The sequence below is a fragment of the Parafrankia elaeagni genome (genome assembly GCF_000374165.1).
In the GTDB taxonomy this organism is placed as follows: domain Bacteria; phylum Actinomycetota; class Actinomycetes; order Frankiales; family Frankiaceae; genus Parafrankia; species Parafrankia elaeagni.
Genome location: NZ_KB893738.1, coordinates 1 through 14,885 on the forward strand (window position 1 = coordinate 1; position 14,885 = coordinate 14,885).

A 14,885-nucleotide genomic window follows, 5' to 3' on the forward strand; every position below is an offset into this window, starting at 1 on the left:
GTCGGCGGGGTCTGGGTGCGCCGGGTGCTGTCGAGCTGGTGGAGGAGTTGACGGCTGCGGGTGCGGCTGTGCGGGTTGAGGCGTGTGATGTGGCGATGGTGACGTCGTTGAGTGCTGACCGGTTGGCGGGGGTGTTGGCGGCGAAGGTGGACGCGGTCCTGAATCTGCGTGCGGTGACGGCGGGTCGGGATCTCAAGGGTTTTGTGGTGTATTCGTCGGCGGCGGGTTTGTTGGGGAATGCTGGTCAGGCGAACTATGCGGCGGGGAACACGTTTTTGGATGCGTTCGCGGCGCGGTTGCGGGTGGATGGTGTGCCGGCGGTGTCCTTGGCCTGGGGGTTGTGGGATTCCGAGGTGGGGATGGGTGCGTCGCTGGCCGAGGGGGATCGGGAGCGGATGCGCCGTGGTGGGGTTCTGCCGTTGACGGTGGCGCAGGGTCTGGCTGCCTTCGACGCCGCCCTCACCGTGGACACGAGCCTGCTCGCCGCCCTGGCCCTGGATCCGGTCGCGCTCCGCCCGGCCGCCGCCGCGGGAATGCTGCCGCCCCTGCTGCAGGGGCTCTTCCCCGCGTCGACGAATCCGTCCGCCGGTGGTGGGGCGCTGGCCCGACAGCTCACCACCCTGCCCGTCCAGGAACGTGCCCGGACGGTCCAGAACCTGGTTCGCGGCCAGGTGGCCGCGGTGCTCGGCTACGACAGCGCGCAGGCGCCGGACCCGGCTCGGGCATTCAGCGAGCTGGGTTTCGACTCGTTGACGGCGGTCGAGCTGCGCAACCGTCTCGTCGCGGTGACCGGCCTGCGCCTCAGCTCGACGCTGGTCTTCGACTACCCGAACATCGCCGCGCTCGCCGCCTTCATCAGCGGTGAACTGTCGGGATCGAACCGGGACGCGGCCGTGCCGGCCCCCCGCGCCGCGTCCCGCTCGGAATCCGACGAACCGATCGTCATCGTCGGCATGGCCTGCCGCTACCCGGGCGGGGTGACCTCGCCCGAGAAGCTGTGGGAGCTGGTGGCGTCCGGTCAGGACGGCATCGGCCTGTTCCCGACCGATCGCGGCTGGGACGTCGACGCCCTCTACCATCCGGACCCGGACAACCCCGGCACCGCCTACACCCGGGAAGGCGGGTTTCTCTACGGGGCGGCGGAGTTCGATCCGGGTTTGTTCGGGATCAGTCCGCGTGAGGCGTTGGCGATGGATCCGCAGCACCGGTTGTTGTTGGAGACGTCGTGGGAGGCGTTCGAGCGGGCCGGGATCGACCCGACCGGTGTTCGCGGCAGCCGCACCGGTGTCTTCGCCGGTGTCATGTACACCGACTACGCCGCCGTCCTCGAACGGTCCGACGGTGACGCCGAGGGCTTCCTCGGCACCGGCGGGAGCATCGCTTCCGGCCGCGTCTCCTACACCTTCGGGCTCGAAGGCCCGGCGATCACGGTGGACACCGCCTGCTCCTCGTCGCTGGTGGCGCTGCACCTGGCCGTTCAGGCCCTGCGCAACGGCGAGTGCGACATGGCCCTGGCCGGCGGCGTCACGGTGATGGCCACCCCGAACACCTTCGTCGGCTTCTCCCGCCAGCGCGGTCTCGCCCCGGACGGCCGTTGCAAGTCCTTCGCGGCCGAGGCGGACGGGACCGGGTGGGGCGAAGGCGTCGGCATGCTGCTGGTCGAGCGGCTCTCCGACGCCCGACGCCTGGGGCATCCGGTGCTGGCGGTGGTGCGGGGCAGTGCCGTCAACCAGGACGGCGCGAGCAACGGTCTGACCGCCCCCAACGGCCCCTCCCAGCAGCGGGTGATCCGTCAGGCCCTCGCCGACGCGCGCCTCACCACCCGTGACGTGGACGTGGTCGAGGCCCACGGCACCGGCACCACGCTGGGTGATCCCATCGAGGCGCAGGCGCTGATCGCCACCTACGGCCAGGATCGTCCCGCCGACCGTCCGGTGTGGCTGGGCTCCATCAAGTCGAACATCGGCCATACACAGGCCGCCGCCGGGGTGGCGGGCGTGATCAAGATGGTGCTCGCCCTGCGGCACGGCCTCATGCCGCCGACCCTGTACGCGCAGACACCGTCATCGCGGGTCGACTGGTCCGCCGGCGCGGTCTCGCTTCTCACGTCGGCCCAGCCCTGGTCCGAGTCCGACGGTGAGCCGCGGCGGGCCGCGGTGTCCTCCTTCGGGATCAGCGGCACCAACGCCCATGTGATCATCGAGGCGCCGTCCGCCGAGGCGCCGGCGGCCGCACCCGCACCCACACCATCCCGCCAGCTGCCGCTCACCCCGATCGTGCTCTCCGCCGCCGACCTGCGGGCCCTCGCCGACCAGGCCGGCCGCCTGCGTGCCGTCCGCGACGCATCCCTCGCCGACGCATCTCTCGTCGATCTCGGCCGGTCGCTGGCCGGGCGGGCAGTTCTCCGCCGTCGCGCGGTGGTCCTCGCCGCCGACCGCGCCGACCTCGACCGAGGGCTCGCCGCGCTGGCCACCGACGCCGCTGACCAGGTGCCAGGCCTGGCACCGCTCGTGGGGGAGGGACGTCCCGGGCGGCTGGGGGTCGTGTTCACCGGCCAGGGATCGCAGCGGATCGGCATGGGGCGGGCGCTGTACGGTGCCTTCCCGGCCTTCGCGGCGGCGTTCGACGAGGTCTGCGACCTGCTCGACACCCACCTGGACCGCCCGCTGCGCGAGATCATCGACGGTGAGCACATCGACGGTGGGCGCGCCGAGCTGCTGGAGCGCACCCAGTACGCCCAGCCGGCGATCTTCGCGATCGAGGTCGCCCTGCTCGCCCTGCTCAGACGCTGGGGAGTCACGCCGGACGTGGTGGCGGGGCATTCCATCGGGGAGATCGCGGCCGCCCACGCCGCCGGTGCGCTGACCCTCGCCGACGCCGCCACCCTGGTCACCGCGCGGGGCCGGCTCATGCAGGAGCTCCCGGCCGGCGGCGGCATGCTCGCCGTCGGCGCCCCGGAGGCCGCCGTCGTGGCCGCCCTCGCCGCCGCCGACCTGAAGATTGACGTCGCCGCCGTCAACGGGCCGGCCTCGGTGGTGCTCTCCGGCCGCCACGACCTGCTCGACCAGGCCGCGCGGCTTGCCGCCGACCGCGGCTGGCGGATCAACCGGCTGCCGGTCAGCCACGCGTTCCACTCCGCCCTGATGGAGCCCATGCTCGCCGAGTTCGAGACGGTGGTGCGTGGCCTGGCCCTGACCGAGCCGACGTCCGCCGTGGTCTCCACCGTGACCGGCGCGCCGGTCGGCCCGGGCGAATGGTCCGACCCCGTCTACTGGGTGGGCCAGGTGCGCCGTCCGGTCCGGTTCGCGGACGCCGTCAGCGCGATGGTCGCGGACGGGGTCACCCGCTTCCTGGAGATCGGCCCCGACAGCATCCTCGCCGCTCTGGTCCAGGACGCCGCCCACACCGTGGCCGGGACCGTGGAGATCGTCGCCGTGCCGACCGTGCGGCGCGGCCGCGACGAGGTCGGCACCGTGCTCGCGGCGGTCGGCGAGCTTTTCGTCCACGGCGTCGAAGTCGACTGGGCGGCTGTGTTCGACGGTACCGGTGCCCGCGCGGTCGAGCTGCCGACCTACCCGTTCCAGCATCAGCGGTTCTGGCCGAAGCAGCGGGTGACGGTCGGTGGCAGCGTCGCCTGGCTCGGTCTGGTGGCCTCGACGCACCCGCTGCTGGGCGCCGAGGTCCCGCTCGCCCAGGGCGACGGAACGGTGTTCACCGGCCGGCTGGCGGTGGACACCCTGCCCTGGCTGGTCGACCACACGGTGCTGGGCCGGGCGATCGTCCCGGGCACCGCCCTGGTCGAGATCGTGGCCGCGGCCGGCGAGCGCCTCGGTACGCCGGTGCTCGACGAGCTGCTGCTGCAGGCCCCCCTGGAGCTGCCGGAGCGCGGCGGGGTCCTGCTCCAGGTGGTGATCGGCGCCGCCGACGACGATGTCCGCCCGGTCACCGTCTACTCGCGGCCCGAGAACGCCGAGGACGAGTCCTGGGCGGTCCACGCCACGGGCGCCCTCGCCCCGGACACCTCCGACGCGCAGCCGCAGGACGACCTCATGGTCTGGCCGCCGGAAGGCGCCGACGAGATCCCGCTCGACGGGTTCTACGACGTCCTCGCGGCCGCCGGGCTCGGCTACGGCCCCGCCTTCCAGGGGCTGCGCCGGGCCTGGAACCGGAATGGCGACGTCTTCGCCGAGGTGGCGACCCCGGCGGCGGCGGACGGCTACCTCCTGCACCCCGCCCTGCTGGACGCGGCCCTGCACGCCGTCGGCCTCGGTGGCCTCCTGCCGATGGACGGCGGTCTGCGGCTGCCGTTCGCGTTCGCCGGTGTCCGGGTGTTCGGCGCCGCCGGCGCCACGCTTCGAGCGCGGCTGAGCCCGGCATCGGACGCCGGCGGGGCCGGCGGGACAGATGGGGCCGACGGGGCCGGCGGGGTCCGCCTCGTGGTCGCCGACGGCTCCGGGGTCCCGGTGGCCCAGATCGACCGCCTGTCGCTCCGAACGGTCTCGACCGGCGAACTTTCCGCCGGCATCGGAAACCGCTTTCTCCACACCGTCGAATGGTCGGCCCAGCCCCTACCGGACGTGGACATCACGACCACCGGTTGGGCGCAGACGACGCTTGGCCGCGCCCTGCCCGGACCGGCGGACACCCTCGTCATCGACTGCACCCAGGCCGGCGCGGGAACGAGCACCCTCACCACGGCCGGCGCGGCGGCCACGGTCCGGCGGCGGACGGGCGAACTGCTGGCGGCGGTTCAGGCCTGGCTCGCGGACCCGGCCTGGTCCGGCAGCCGGCTGGTGATCGTCACCTCGGGCGCCGTGGCGACGCAGCCGTCCGAACCGGTTTCCGCGTTGGCGACAGCCGGGCTGTGGGGTCTGGTCCGCGTGGCCCAGTCCGAACACCCGGACCGCATCCACCTGATCGACGCGGACCCGGCCGCCCACCTGGAGACCCTCGCGCCGCTGCGGGCGGTGCTGGCCGCCGGCCTGCCGCAGGCGGCGATCCGCGACGGCCGGATTCTGACTCCGCGCCTCGTCCGTATGCCGGTTCCCCGGACCGAGTCGGCCGGGGCCGGTCTCGGGTCGGGCACGGTCGTGGTGACCGGGGCGACCGGGACGCTCGGCGCCCTGGTCGCCCGCCATCTGGTCGCCGCCCACGGGGTCACCGACCTGCTGCTGCTCAGCCGCCGGGGCCCCGCCGCGCCCGGGGCGGCCGAGCTGGTCGACGAACTGACGGTGGCCGGCGCCACCGTCCGCCTGGAAGCCTGCGACCTGGCCGATCGGGCGGATACCGACCGGGCGTTGGCCGACGTCGACGTGGCGGCGGTCGTGCACACGGCCGGTGTCCTCGACGACGGCATGCTCGCCTCGCTCACGCCGGAGCGGCTGGAGCGCGTCCTGCGGTCCAAGGTCGACACGGCGGTCAACCTCCACCTCGCCACCGCCGACCGGGACCTCGGCGCGTTCGTTCTGTTCTCCTCCGCGGCCGGTCTCCTCGGCAACGCCGGGCAGGCGAACTACGCGGCGGCGAACAGCTTCCTGGACGCCTTCGCGTCCCGACTGCGGGCGGACAACGTACCGGCCACGTCGCTGGCCTGGGGGCTGTGGGAAACCGAAGGCGGGATGGGCGCCGGCCTCGACGCCCGGGAGCGGGAACGGCTGCGCCAGGGCGGCGTCGCGGCGTTGACGGTGGCACAGGGCCTGGCCGCGTTCGACGCGGCGCTCGCGGTGGGCGTGCCGTTGCTGGCGCCGATCTCGTGGGAGCAGGCCGGCCTGCGCAACGCGGCCGCCGCTGGTCTGCTGCCACCGCTGCTCGCCGGTCTGGTACCGGCCGACGCGGCGAAGTCCCCGGACCAGCGGGCGTTGCGGGCCTTCCATCGGCAGCTCGCGAACCTGGCGCCGCAGGAGCGGCGGCAGGCGCTGGACGAGGTGGTCCGCCGGCAGGCGGCGGAGGTGCTGGGGCACGCCGATCCGGCGGCGCTCGACGCCGGCCGGGGCTTCCTGGAACTCGGGTTCGACTCGCTGATGTCGGTGGAACTGCGCAACCGCCTCGCCGCCGCCACCGGGCTGCGGCTGGCCACCACGCTGCTGTTCGACCATCCCTCCCCGGAGAAGGTGCTGGACCACCTCAACGACCAGTTCACCGACGATCAGCCGGCCCGCCCAGAGCAGCCCCAGACCGCGTTCGCCGAGATGTTCCGACAGGCCACCGCGCAGGGGCGCAACGAGGACTTCCTACGGATGCTGATGACCGCGGCCACCTTCCGGCCCAGCTTCGCCGAGCCGAGCGAACTCGGCCGACCGATTGATCTGGTCCGGCTGGCGAACGGTACCGCGGCGCCCCGCCTTGTCTGCCTTCCCTCGATCCTGGCCATCTCCGGTCCGCACCAGTACGTCCGCTTCGCCAACGCGCTGCGGGGCCGGCGGGACGTGGCGGCCCTCGCCGTACCCGGCTTCCTCGCCGGCGAGTCACTCCCGGCCACCCCGGACGCACTCGTGAAAGCCCTGGCCGACGCGGTGAGCGGCCCCGCCGTCCTGCTCGGACACTCGTCGGGCGGCATGCTCGCGCACTGCGTCGCGGCGGAACTGGAACGTCGCGGCACACCCGCCGAGGCGCTGGTACTGATCGACATCTACTCCCATGACGCCGAGGCGGCCGTGGGGGTCCAGCCGGAGCTGACCGGCGGCATGCTCGCCCGTGAGGGCTCGTACGTGCCGATCGACGACGCCCGGCTGACCGCGATGGCCGCCTACTTCCACCTCTTCGCCGGGTGGAAGCCAACGTCGACCGAGACCCCGACGCTGCTGGTGCGAGCCAGCGAGCCGATGTTCGGGTGGAATCGCGACGGCGACTGGCGGTCCACCTGGGACCTGCCACATGTGGCCCGTGACGCCCCCGGCAACCACTTCACTCTCATGGAGGAACACGCCACCGCCGTCGCTCTCCTCATCCACGACTGGCTCCTGGCCGATGCGCTGGAGACAACACCCGATGTCCGGTGACCGTGTTCTTCCGGACAGCGGTGGAACTCACTCAAAAGAACGGACGCCATCCCGCTATGACCACACCCGTCGATGAGAGCCTGTGGATCCGCCGCTTTCACCCCGCCCCGGAAAGCCGGATCACGCTTGTCTGCTTTCCGCACGCCGGTGGATCGGCCAGTTTCTTCTACCCGGTCTCGGACGCCATGCAGCCCACCCTCCAGGTCGTCGCCCTGCAGTACCCGGGCCGACAGGACCGCCGCCATGAGCGCAGCCTGTCCAGCATCGCTGAGCTGGCTGACGCCACGTTCGCGGCGCTGCGTCCACTGATGGACCGCCCGCTCGCCTTCTTCGGCCACAGCATGGGTGCCACGCTCGCGTTCGAGGTGGCTGTTCGCATGCGGCAGCAGCTCGACACCGACCCGGTGACGCTTTTCACCTCCGGCCGGCGGGCTCCGTCGAGGTACCGGCACGAGACCGTGCACCAGAAGAGCGACGACGGACTGGTGCGGGAGCTGAAGGCGCTGAGCGGCACGGATTCCCGGCTGCTCGGGGACCAGGAGCTGCTGCGCGCGATCCTGCCGGCGATCCGCAGCGACTACACCGCCGCGGAGACCTACCGTTACACGACCGGGCCCAAACTGGAATGCCCGATCGTGGCCCTGATCGGCGACCAGGACCCCAAGGTCGACGTCGATGAAGCGAACGCATGGGCGGATCACACGACGGACACGTTCGAGCTTCGTATCTTCTCGGGCGGCCACTTCTATCTCGCCAGCAACCAGGCCGCGGTCATCAACCTCATCTCGGATCAGCTCCTGTCCCTGTCGATCTGACTCCGGGAACCGGCCATCGGGTCATATCCAGGTGATCCGGTCGGACCGTTTTCGCTCCGGCCGCGAACTCGTTTCCGGCAGCTCTCGGCGAGCCGGGGTCGGAGACAATCGCGCCGGAGGCAATCGCGGAGGAGAGAATCATGGATCTCATCTTCATTGTGGGAACGGGTCGATGTGGTTCGACTCTGATCTCGCGGATACTGAGCCGGCATCCGGACATGCTCAGTGTCAGTGAGTTCTGCACCCTGCTGCGAGCTCGCTTCTACCTCGAGGGGGAGCTCGACGGCCCGGGGTACTGGCGAATGCTGACCGACCCGGACCCGGTGGCCGACGCGATGGTCCGCGACGGGCTCAAGGCGTCGGAACACATCTATCCGTACGGCTCGGGAAGGTTCGATCCCGCGAGCGGCGTGCCGGTGATCAGCCATATGACGCTGCCGATGCTCACCGACGACCCCGATGCCCTCTACGACGAGCTGGCCGCGGAGGTGCCCGCGTGGCCCCTGCGTCCGATCGCGGACCAGCACCGAAGGCTGTTCGGGTGGCTGGCGGCACGCTTCGACCGGACGATCGTCGTCGAGCGGTCCGGGGGTTCACTGGGCGAGGTGGCCGGGCTGGCCGCCGCGTTCCCGGAGTCGCGGTTCGTCTACCTGACCCGCGACGGCGCCGACTCGGCGCTCTCCATGAGCCGGCATCCCGGCTTTCGACTGATGTTGCTCGGCCGTGAGGCCGCGTTGGCGGCGGGTGTGGAGACGCCGGAGAGGCTCGGGCCGGAGCATGCGCACCTGGTACCTGCGGGGCTGCTCCGCGGGCTGGTCCCGCCGTTTGACCCGGGGCGCGTCATGAACGGGGACGTGCCGTTGACCGCTTTTGGTGCGCTCTGGTCCGACATGATCTGTGCGGGTGCTGCCGCCCTCGCCCAGTTGCCTGCCCAGCGGTGGACGACGATGTCGTACGAGGATCTGATCCGGGACCCGAGGGCCGAGCTCGGTCGCTTCGCCTCCTTCGTGGGCATCGCGCCCGACGCGACCAGGGACGACTGGATCAACGGCGCCGCCGCGCTCGTCGACCAGTCACGCCCGGGTGCATCCAGCAGACTCGATCCCCGGCTGCTCGCCGCGTTGCGCCGCTCCTGCGCACCCGGCGCCACCGCCCACCGCGAACTCGTCGACCACCCCTGACCGACCTGCTCAGGACCGCATGCGCTCTGCGCCCGGAGCCGTGCAGACCCCCCCCACCACGGAGGAGGTCCGATGTCACATCGGCTCAGTCTTGAGTTACCGACAGCTTCGTCGTCGATCGCCGTCGCGCCGTCGCGCCGTCGCCTTCGCGGATCAGCCGTGTCGGCATCGTCGGGTGCGGGACCATGGGCTCCGGCATCGCCGAGATCTGTGCGCGCGCCGGGCTCGACGTGCGCGTGGCGGTTGGCAGTGACGCCTCGGCCCCGGCCGGGCGCCGCCGGATCACGAAGTCGCTGGACCGAGGAGTCCAGAAGGGTCAGTTGGCGGCCGACAACCGGGATGTGGCGCTCGCCGCGATCGAGCTGACCACCTGTCTCGACGACCTCGCCGACCGGCAGCTGGTGATCGAGGCGGTCCGCGAGGACGAGGCGGCCAAGGTCGATCTCCTGGGTGCCCGCGCCCAGAACGTCATCGGCCTGCATTTCTTCAACCCGGTGTCGGCGTTGCCACTGGTCGAGGTCGTGTCGTCAGTTCTCACCGAGGACGCGGTCCGCGACCGGGCGGAGCTGTTCGTCTCCGAGGTACTCGGCAAGGAGCCGATTCGCTCGCCCGACCGCGCCGGGTTCCTGGTCAACGCACTGTTGATCCCCTATCTGCTGGGACCGCTGCGGCTGGCTGACCTCATCGGGCTCGACGTGACCGCTGCGATCGCCGACGCGCTGTACGAGGAGTACAAGGAACCGCTCTACGCGCCGCCGCCACTGCTGCAGCGCATGGTCGAGGGCGGTCTGCTCGGCCTGCAGGCGTTCGTCGCCCTGACGGCGTCTCCTGGCGCGCGGGGCTACTACGACGCGCACCGCGCCCCCGGTGCCACCCACCACCAGGCGCTGCGCGCCCTCGCGAACCGGTTCGTCGGGATCCTGCACGGCTGCCTGCGTCACCACACCCCTACGACGAAACCACCGCCTGGCCTCGCCAGAGCACCGACCAGAAGATCGCCGCCTGACAGTCAGAAGCGTGGGATATCTAGAACCGGCGGACAGGTGGGCATAGATTCAGGCTGTGTCAATACGTGATCTTGCCTACACCGTGTACGCCCGCCGGCTCCGCGCGTCACTCAAGGGAGCCGCGCTACCGAGGCACGTTGGCCTGATCATGGACGGCAACCGCCGCTGGGCCCGCCAGATGGGGATGGCCAATCCCAGCCTCGGCCACAAGTTCGGCGCCGACCATGTCGAGGACGTGCTGTCGTGGTGCGAGGCGGCCGGGATCAGGCATGTGACCGTCTTCGTCTGCTCCACCGAGAACCTGGCCCACCGCGAGGATGCCGAGATCGCGTTCCTCATGAAGGTCATCGAGCAGGTTGTCTCCGACAAGATCGCGACTCCCGATCCGGCGTGGCAGATGCACATCGCGGGGCTGCTCGACGCGCTGCCGGACAGCACGGCCCGCGCGCTCAAGAACGCCGAAGAGGTCACCCGATCCTGCTCGACGGGGGCGCATGTCACCCTCGCCGTGGGGTACGGCGGCCGGCAGGAGGTCGTCGACGCGTTCCGGGCCCTCCTGCACGAGCAGGCCGAGACGGGCGCCTCGCTGGCCGACCTGGCCGAGACCCTCACCGCCGAGGACGTCGCCCGCCACCTCTACACGGCCGGCCAGCCCGACCCCGACCTGGTCATCCGCACCAGCGGCGAGCAGCGCATGTCGAACTTCCTGCTCTGGCAGAGCGCGTACTCCGAGCTGTACTTCTGCGAGGCGTACTGGCCCGCGTTCCGCGAGATCGACTTTCTACGGGCACTGCGCAGCTACGCCGCCCGTGGTCGTCGCCACGGCGCCTGACCTGGCGGCTTCCGACGACCCGCCGGCTCTGCCGCCGGCTCGCCGCCCGGTGCCACCGCCGGCGCGCGAAACCACCAGGAGGGTTCGGCGGGGGGCCGACGGAAAAGGACCCAACCAGGGCACCTCGCCGGCGGCCTACCCGACTCTGTGGTAACCCGGGGGTGAGATCCCCCCGGGCTACCCGACCGATATAGTCGGAAATTCCCTGCGCCGGGCAGGAGGTCGGCGGCCTGGACATCGGCGGCGGCGACGAGCGCGGTGGCGTGGAGCGCGGTGGCGTGGAGCAGGCCCGCCAGGTCGGTTCAGTCGATGACGTCGATCATGAGCCGTTCGGCGAACTCGGCCGATTCGACGAACGGTGTGTTGACGTCCAGCATCGCCGTCCAGCAGGCGCGTGCCCGCGCCGCGTCACCATCGGCCAGCGCGTCGATCAGATCGTTGAACTGGGCGGCGAGACGGCCTGCCATCGCGGTCCACGGGTCGTCGGGTGGCATCGCGAGGGCGGGCCGGGTCGACACCCGCACCCACTGCAGGATCTCGGCGACGACGGCGAGCACGGGGTTGCCGGTCCCGGCGAAGACGATCGCCGCGCCGCGCGGCCAGACCCCGGCGAACCAGGGCATGTCCAGGACCCCCGCGGCGTCGGTCAGCTCGGCCGCCACCGCGCGCAGGTCCGGTATCGAGGCCTGGTCGAACCGGGTCGCGGCGAGTTCGACCATGGCCGGCTCGATCAGGCGCAGTGCGTGGAAGAAGTCGCCGAGGGTGGTGCGGCGTGCCTCCAGGACGGTACCGGCGAGCTGCGTGGCCACCTGCGTCGACGGGTGGCACACCAGGGGGCCGGCGCGGTCTCCGGCGCGCAGTTCCAGCAGGGACTCCATCTCCAGGGTGCGCAGCGCTTCCCGAAGCGTCGGACGGGAGACTCCGAATTCGGCGGACAGCTCGGCGAGTGAGGCGAGGCGGTCGCCCTCGGCGAGGCTGCCTTCCGCGATACGCGCCCTGATCTCGGATGCGATCGCGGTCGCCGCTCGGGCCGGCGGCATCGGGCCGCCCAGGCCGGCAGCCGCGGCCCCGCCCCCGCGCGCCCGCCACAGCGGGGCGACGTCGATCGGCTGCTGGCTGCGGCTACGGCTCACCCACAGCCGGCTCGTGGCGAGCAGGTAGTCGCTCCACACCCGGCGGGCCGTTTCCGCGTCGCGCCGTTGCGCGGCGGTGAGGAACTCGCCGTGGCCGGCCAGCGTCCGGCGGCGGACCCGTTCCGCGGCAGGGCCGATCGCAGGGTTGACCGCGGCGAACACCTGCCCGGCGTAGATCTCCCGGAGCATCCCGGCGATCACGCCGATCGAACGGTTGCCGGACAGGTCGGTGACGGCCTGGTCGAACGTCGCCACGGCGGTGGCGAACGCCAGCGGGTCGCTCTCGGCCGCGCGTACCCGCTCATGCAGGCCCATGAGGTGGTCGAGCCCTTCGGTACCGCTGCGGAGCGCGACCAGCTCGGCGGCTGGTGGCTCGAGCACCGATCGGGCCTCCTCCAGATGCGCGATCGTCGCGCCCCGAAGCTGGACCAGCAGCGCCGTGTACCGGGCGACGGCGGCCAGCCCGGGCCGGCGGACGACGACACCGCCGCCACGCCCCCGTCGCACGTCAACGAGATGCTGCGCCTCCAGGATCCGCAGAGCCTCGCGCAGCGTCTCCCGCGAGACGCCGAGCACCGCCGCCATTTCGCCTTCGGACGACAGTTGCTGATCGGCCGCGAAGTCGCCGCGCAGGATCTGCCGCCGCAGATCCGCGGCGACAATGTGGGCGATCTTGCGAGACCGGCGGGACGGCTGGAAAACGGCAGCGGACGGCGAGCCGAGGCCGACTGCCTCCGACCGGCTCGCGGGCCCGGTCACTGCTGCGTCAAGAGCGGCCACGCCGATGCGTTCAGCGGCGGCCATCGTCGGGGGGCGACTCGTGTGCCACCCACGCCAGCGTCCGGATTTTTCATGAAAGTCCGATTCCCTCGGGTGGTTCTGGGGACTCCTCAGACGCCCAGAACATCGTCTGGTAGCCGATGAGACCGTACCCCTCGGCGAGCGTCCGGCCGGGACAGCGATCTTCACCTCGCCCGCGGCCGGTTCGGGCGCAGCGCGTCAGCGGCGGGTGCCGTCACCGGCGAACTGGTCGGGGACCCAGCCGGGTGCCCGCTTCTCCATGAAGGCGCGCATGCCCTCCCGCGGTTCGGGTGAGTTCTGCAGTGACCAGAACATGGTCTGGTAGTCGATGGTTCCGTAGGCCTCGTGGAGCATGCGCTTGACGTGCAGCCGGGCCTCGGACGCCGTCTGGAGGATCTCCCCGGCGGGCCGGTCGATGACGCACCAGCCGATGGCGCCGTCACGCTCGAAACGAAGGCCGGCCGCCCCCAGAATCATCTGTCATCTCTCGTTCTCCTCACCTCGCGGATGGTGGGCGTCGGGAACAGCGGCACTTCGATGCCCGCATCGCGATGCGGGCCGCCCGGTTGCGGCCGTCGTCTGATCCTGCACCAAGAGCCATCCGCGAGACAGCGGAGCTGGCGAGTGACCGGCATCGCAATAGCGTTGACCTAGTCACCTATATGATCGCGCGTTCATCGGTGAGCTCTGAATGGGTCGGTCGGGAGGCAGTGCTGGGCGGGCAGTGGCCTGGCCAGGCTGCCATGGCCTCGACCCGGTTGGCTGGTGCGTCCAGCGAAGCTGTAGACATCTGACGTAGTCAGCTATATCTTCCCTTCTGTCTGGAAGCGACTGGATCACACTGCGGAGCTGTTGGGGCGGAGCTGTTGGGGCGTGGCGCCGCGGGCGGTGGGGTCACGCGTTGCCCTGCTCCACCAGCGCGACCTCCCCGTCGCCTCCTGCGGCGACGAGGGGCCGGTCACCTGGCTTGGCTGGGGGACCGCCGACTGCGGGGGCGCAGTAGTAACCGGAATGGGGTCAGGGCATGCGGCAGGTATCTGAGAGCTGTCCGAGAGAACATCGTGAGGTGATCGACATCGTGATGACCTGCCGGTCCTACCAGCTTGGGTCTGCCGCGGATCTTGCCTTTTCTTCGGGCTTGCGGTCGGTTGATTCGCTTCCGCTGCTGATCGGAACCCCGGGATGACCGCACCCGCGGAGTTGTTCGACCTGACCGGCCGGGTCGCGGTGGTCACCGGCGGGAGCCGGGGCATCGGCCGGGCCGTCGCCGAAGGGCTGGCGAGGGCTGGTGCGCACGTCGTCGTCGCCAGCCGCAAGCTTGCCGCCTGTGAGACCGCGGCGAAGGAGATCGAGGCGGCGACGGGCGGTCGGGCGCTCCCGGTCGCCTGCCACGTCGGTTCGTGGGACGACTGCGACCGGCTGGTCGAGACCGTCTACGACGAGTTCGGCCGCTGCGACGTGCTGATCAACAACGCCGGCATGTCCCCGCTCTACGAGAGCCTGACCTCCGTCACCAGGGAGCTGTACGACAAGGTCCATGCCGTCAACGCCAGTGGTCCGTTCCGCCTGTCCGCGCTGGTGGGCGAAAGGATGGCCGCCGGCGACGGCGGGTCGATCGTCAACGTGACGACCGCGGGGTCGCTGCGCCCGAATCCGAGCGATCTGCCCTACGCGATGGCGAAGGCCGGACTGAACGCGCTGACCCTGGGTCTTGCCGGCTCCTGGGCGCCGAAGGTCCGGGCCAATCTCGTTCTGCCCGGCGCCTTCGACACCGACATCACCAGGACCTGGGGCGAACAGGCCAGGCAGCAGGCGGCGCGGATCAACCCGATGGGGCGCATCGGCGTGCCCGCCGACATGGTGGGGGTCTGCCTGTTCCTCGCCAGCGACGCGTCCGGCTATGTCAACGGCGCCCAGATCCTCGTCGACGGCGGTCTGTTCCGCACTCTCTGACAGCTACGGCAACCGCCTGGGGCGAGGAACGAGGCGGCCGCCGACTGTCTGACGGCGCCGGAGCGCGCCATCACGGTGACCTGACCGGATAGCTGTGGACCATGGTTGCGTGTGAGCGGGCCCGGCGTCCGGCCGTTTCGGTGCGGCCGGACGCCGGGCCGGGTG

Annotated in this window: 6 protein-coding genes and 3 pseudogenes; 7 read left to right on the forward strand and 2 right to left on the reverse strand. The window is 71.4% G+C overall.

The genetic code is table 11. The annotated features are described in order from the left end of the window. The 6 genes and pseudogenes from B207_RS34705 to uppS form a co-directional block, all read left to right on the forward strand. On the forward strand, positions 1-6,998 hold a 6,998-nt coding region (locus B207_RS34705; protein ID WP_154675501.1), incomplete at its 5' end, for a type I polyketide synthase. A 56-nt stretch (positions 6,999-7,054) separates the two neighbouring features. After that, positions 7,055-7,813: a thioesterase II family protein gene (locus tag B207_RS0119995; protein ID WP_018638378.1), complete on the forward strand. Its 759-nt coding sequence runs from the start codon at positions 7,055-7,057 to the stop codon at positions 7,811-7,813. 140 nt (positions 7,814-7,953) lie between these two features. Beyond that, positions 7,954-8,994, forward strand: a complete 1,041-nt coding sequence (locus B207_RS34710) for a sulfotransferase (RefSeq protein ID WP_018638379.1) — start codon at positions 7,954-7,956, stop codon at positions 8,992-8,994. 167 nt (positions 8,995-9,161) lie between these two features. Further along, positions 9,162-9,782, forward strand: a pseudogene (locus tag B207_RS34715) (3-hydroxyacyl-CoA dehydrogenase NAD-binding domain-containing protein); the annotation flags it as partial. A 15-nt stretch (positions 9,783-9,797) separates the two neighbouring features. Next, positions 9,798-10,000, forward strand: a pseudogene (locus B207_RS40725) (IS110 family transposase); the annotation flags it as partial. Between the two features lie 56 nt (positions 10,001-10,056). Then, complete coding sequence (gene uppS / locus B207_RS0120010) at positions 10,057-10,833, forward strand: polyprenyl diphosphate synthase (RefSeq protein ID WP_026311251.1); 777 nt, start codon at positions 10,057-10,059, stop codon at positions 10,831-10,833. Positions 10,834-11,135: 302 nt separating this feature from the next. On the opposite strand, the gene B207_RS0120015 is transcribed toward uppS, so the two are convergent. Both B207_RS0120015 and B207_RS0120020 read right to left on the reverse strand, forming a co-directional pair. After that, the gene (locus B207_RS0120015; protein WP_018638382.1) at positions 11,136-12,770 is read right to left on the reverse strand and encodes a FadR/GntR family transcriptional regulator; all 1,635 of its coding nucleotides are present in this window, start codon (positions 12,768-12,770) and stop codon (positions 11,136-11,138) included. 195 nt (positions 12,771-12,965) lie between these two features. Beyond that, a pseudogene (locus tag B207_RS0120020) lies at positions 12,966-13,172 on the reverse strand (enoyl-CoA hydratase/isomerase family protein); the annotation flags it as partial. Positions 13,173-13,949: 777 nt separating this feature from the next. Between B207_RS0120020 and B207_RS0120025 the strand changes: the two are divergent. Continuing rightward, positions 13,950-14,720, forward strand: a complete 771-nt coding sequence (locus B207_RS0120025; protein ID WP_018638384.1) for an SDR family NAD(P)-dependent oxidoreductase — start codon at positions 13,950-13,952, stop codon at positions 14,718-14,720. Positions 14,721-14,885: the final 165 nt, after the last annotated feature.

Bases quoted from the DNA above. Each gene is read 5' to 3' on its own strand.
- B207_RS34710 (WP_018638379.1), top strand. From the start codon at position 7,954: ATGGATCTCATCTTCATTGTGGGAACGGGTCGATGTGGTTCGACTCTG.
- B207_RS0119995 (WP_018638378.1), top strand. From the start codon at position 7,055: ATGACCACACCCGTCGATGAGAGCCTGTGGATCCGCCGCTTTCACCCC.
- B207_RS0120015 (WP_018638382.1), bottom strand. From the start codon at position 12,770: ATGGCCGCCGCTGAACGCATCGGCGTGGCCGCTCTTGACGCAGCAGTG.
- B207_RS0120025 (WP_018638384.1), top strand. From the start codon at position 13,950: ATGACCGCACCCGCGGAGTTGTTCGACCTGACCGGCCGGGTCGCGGTG.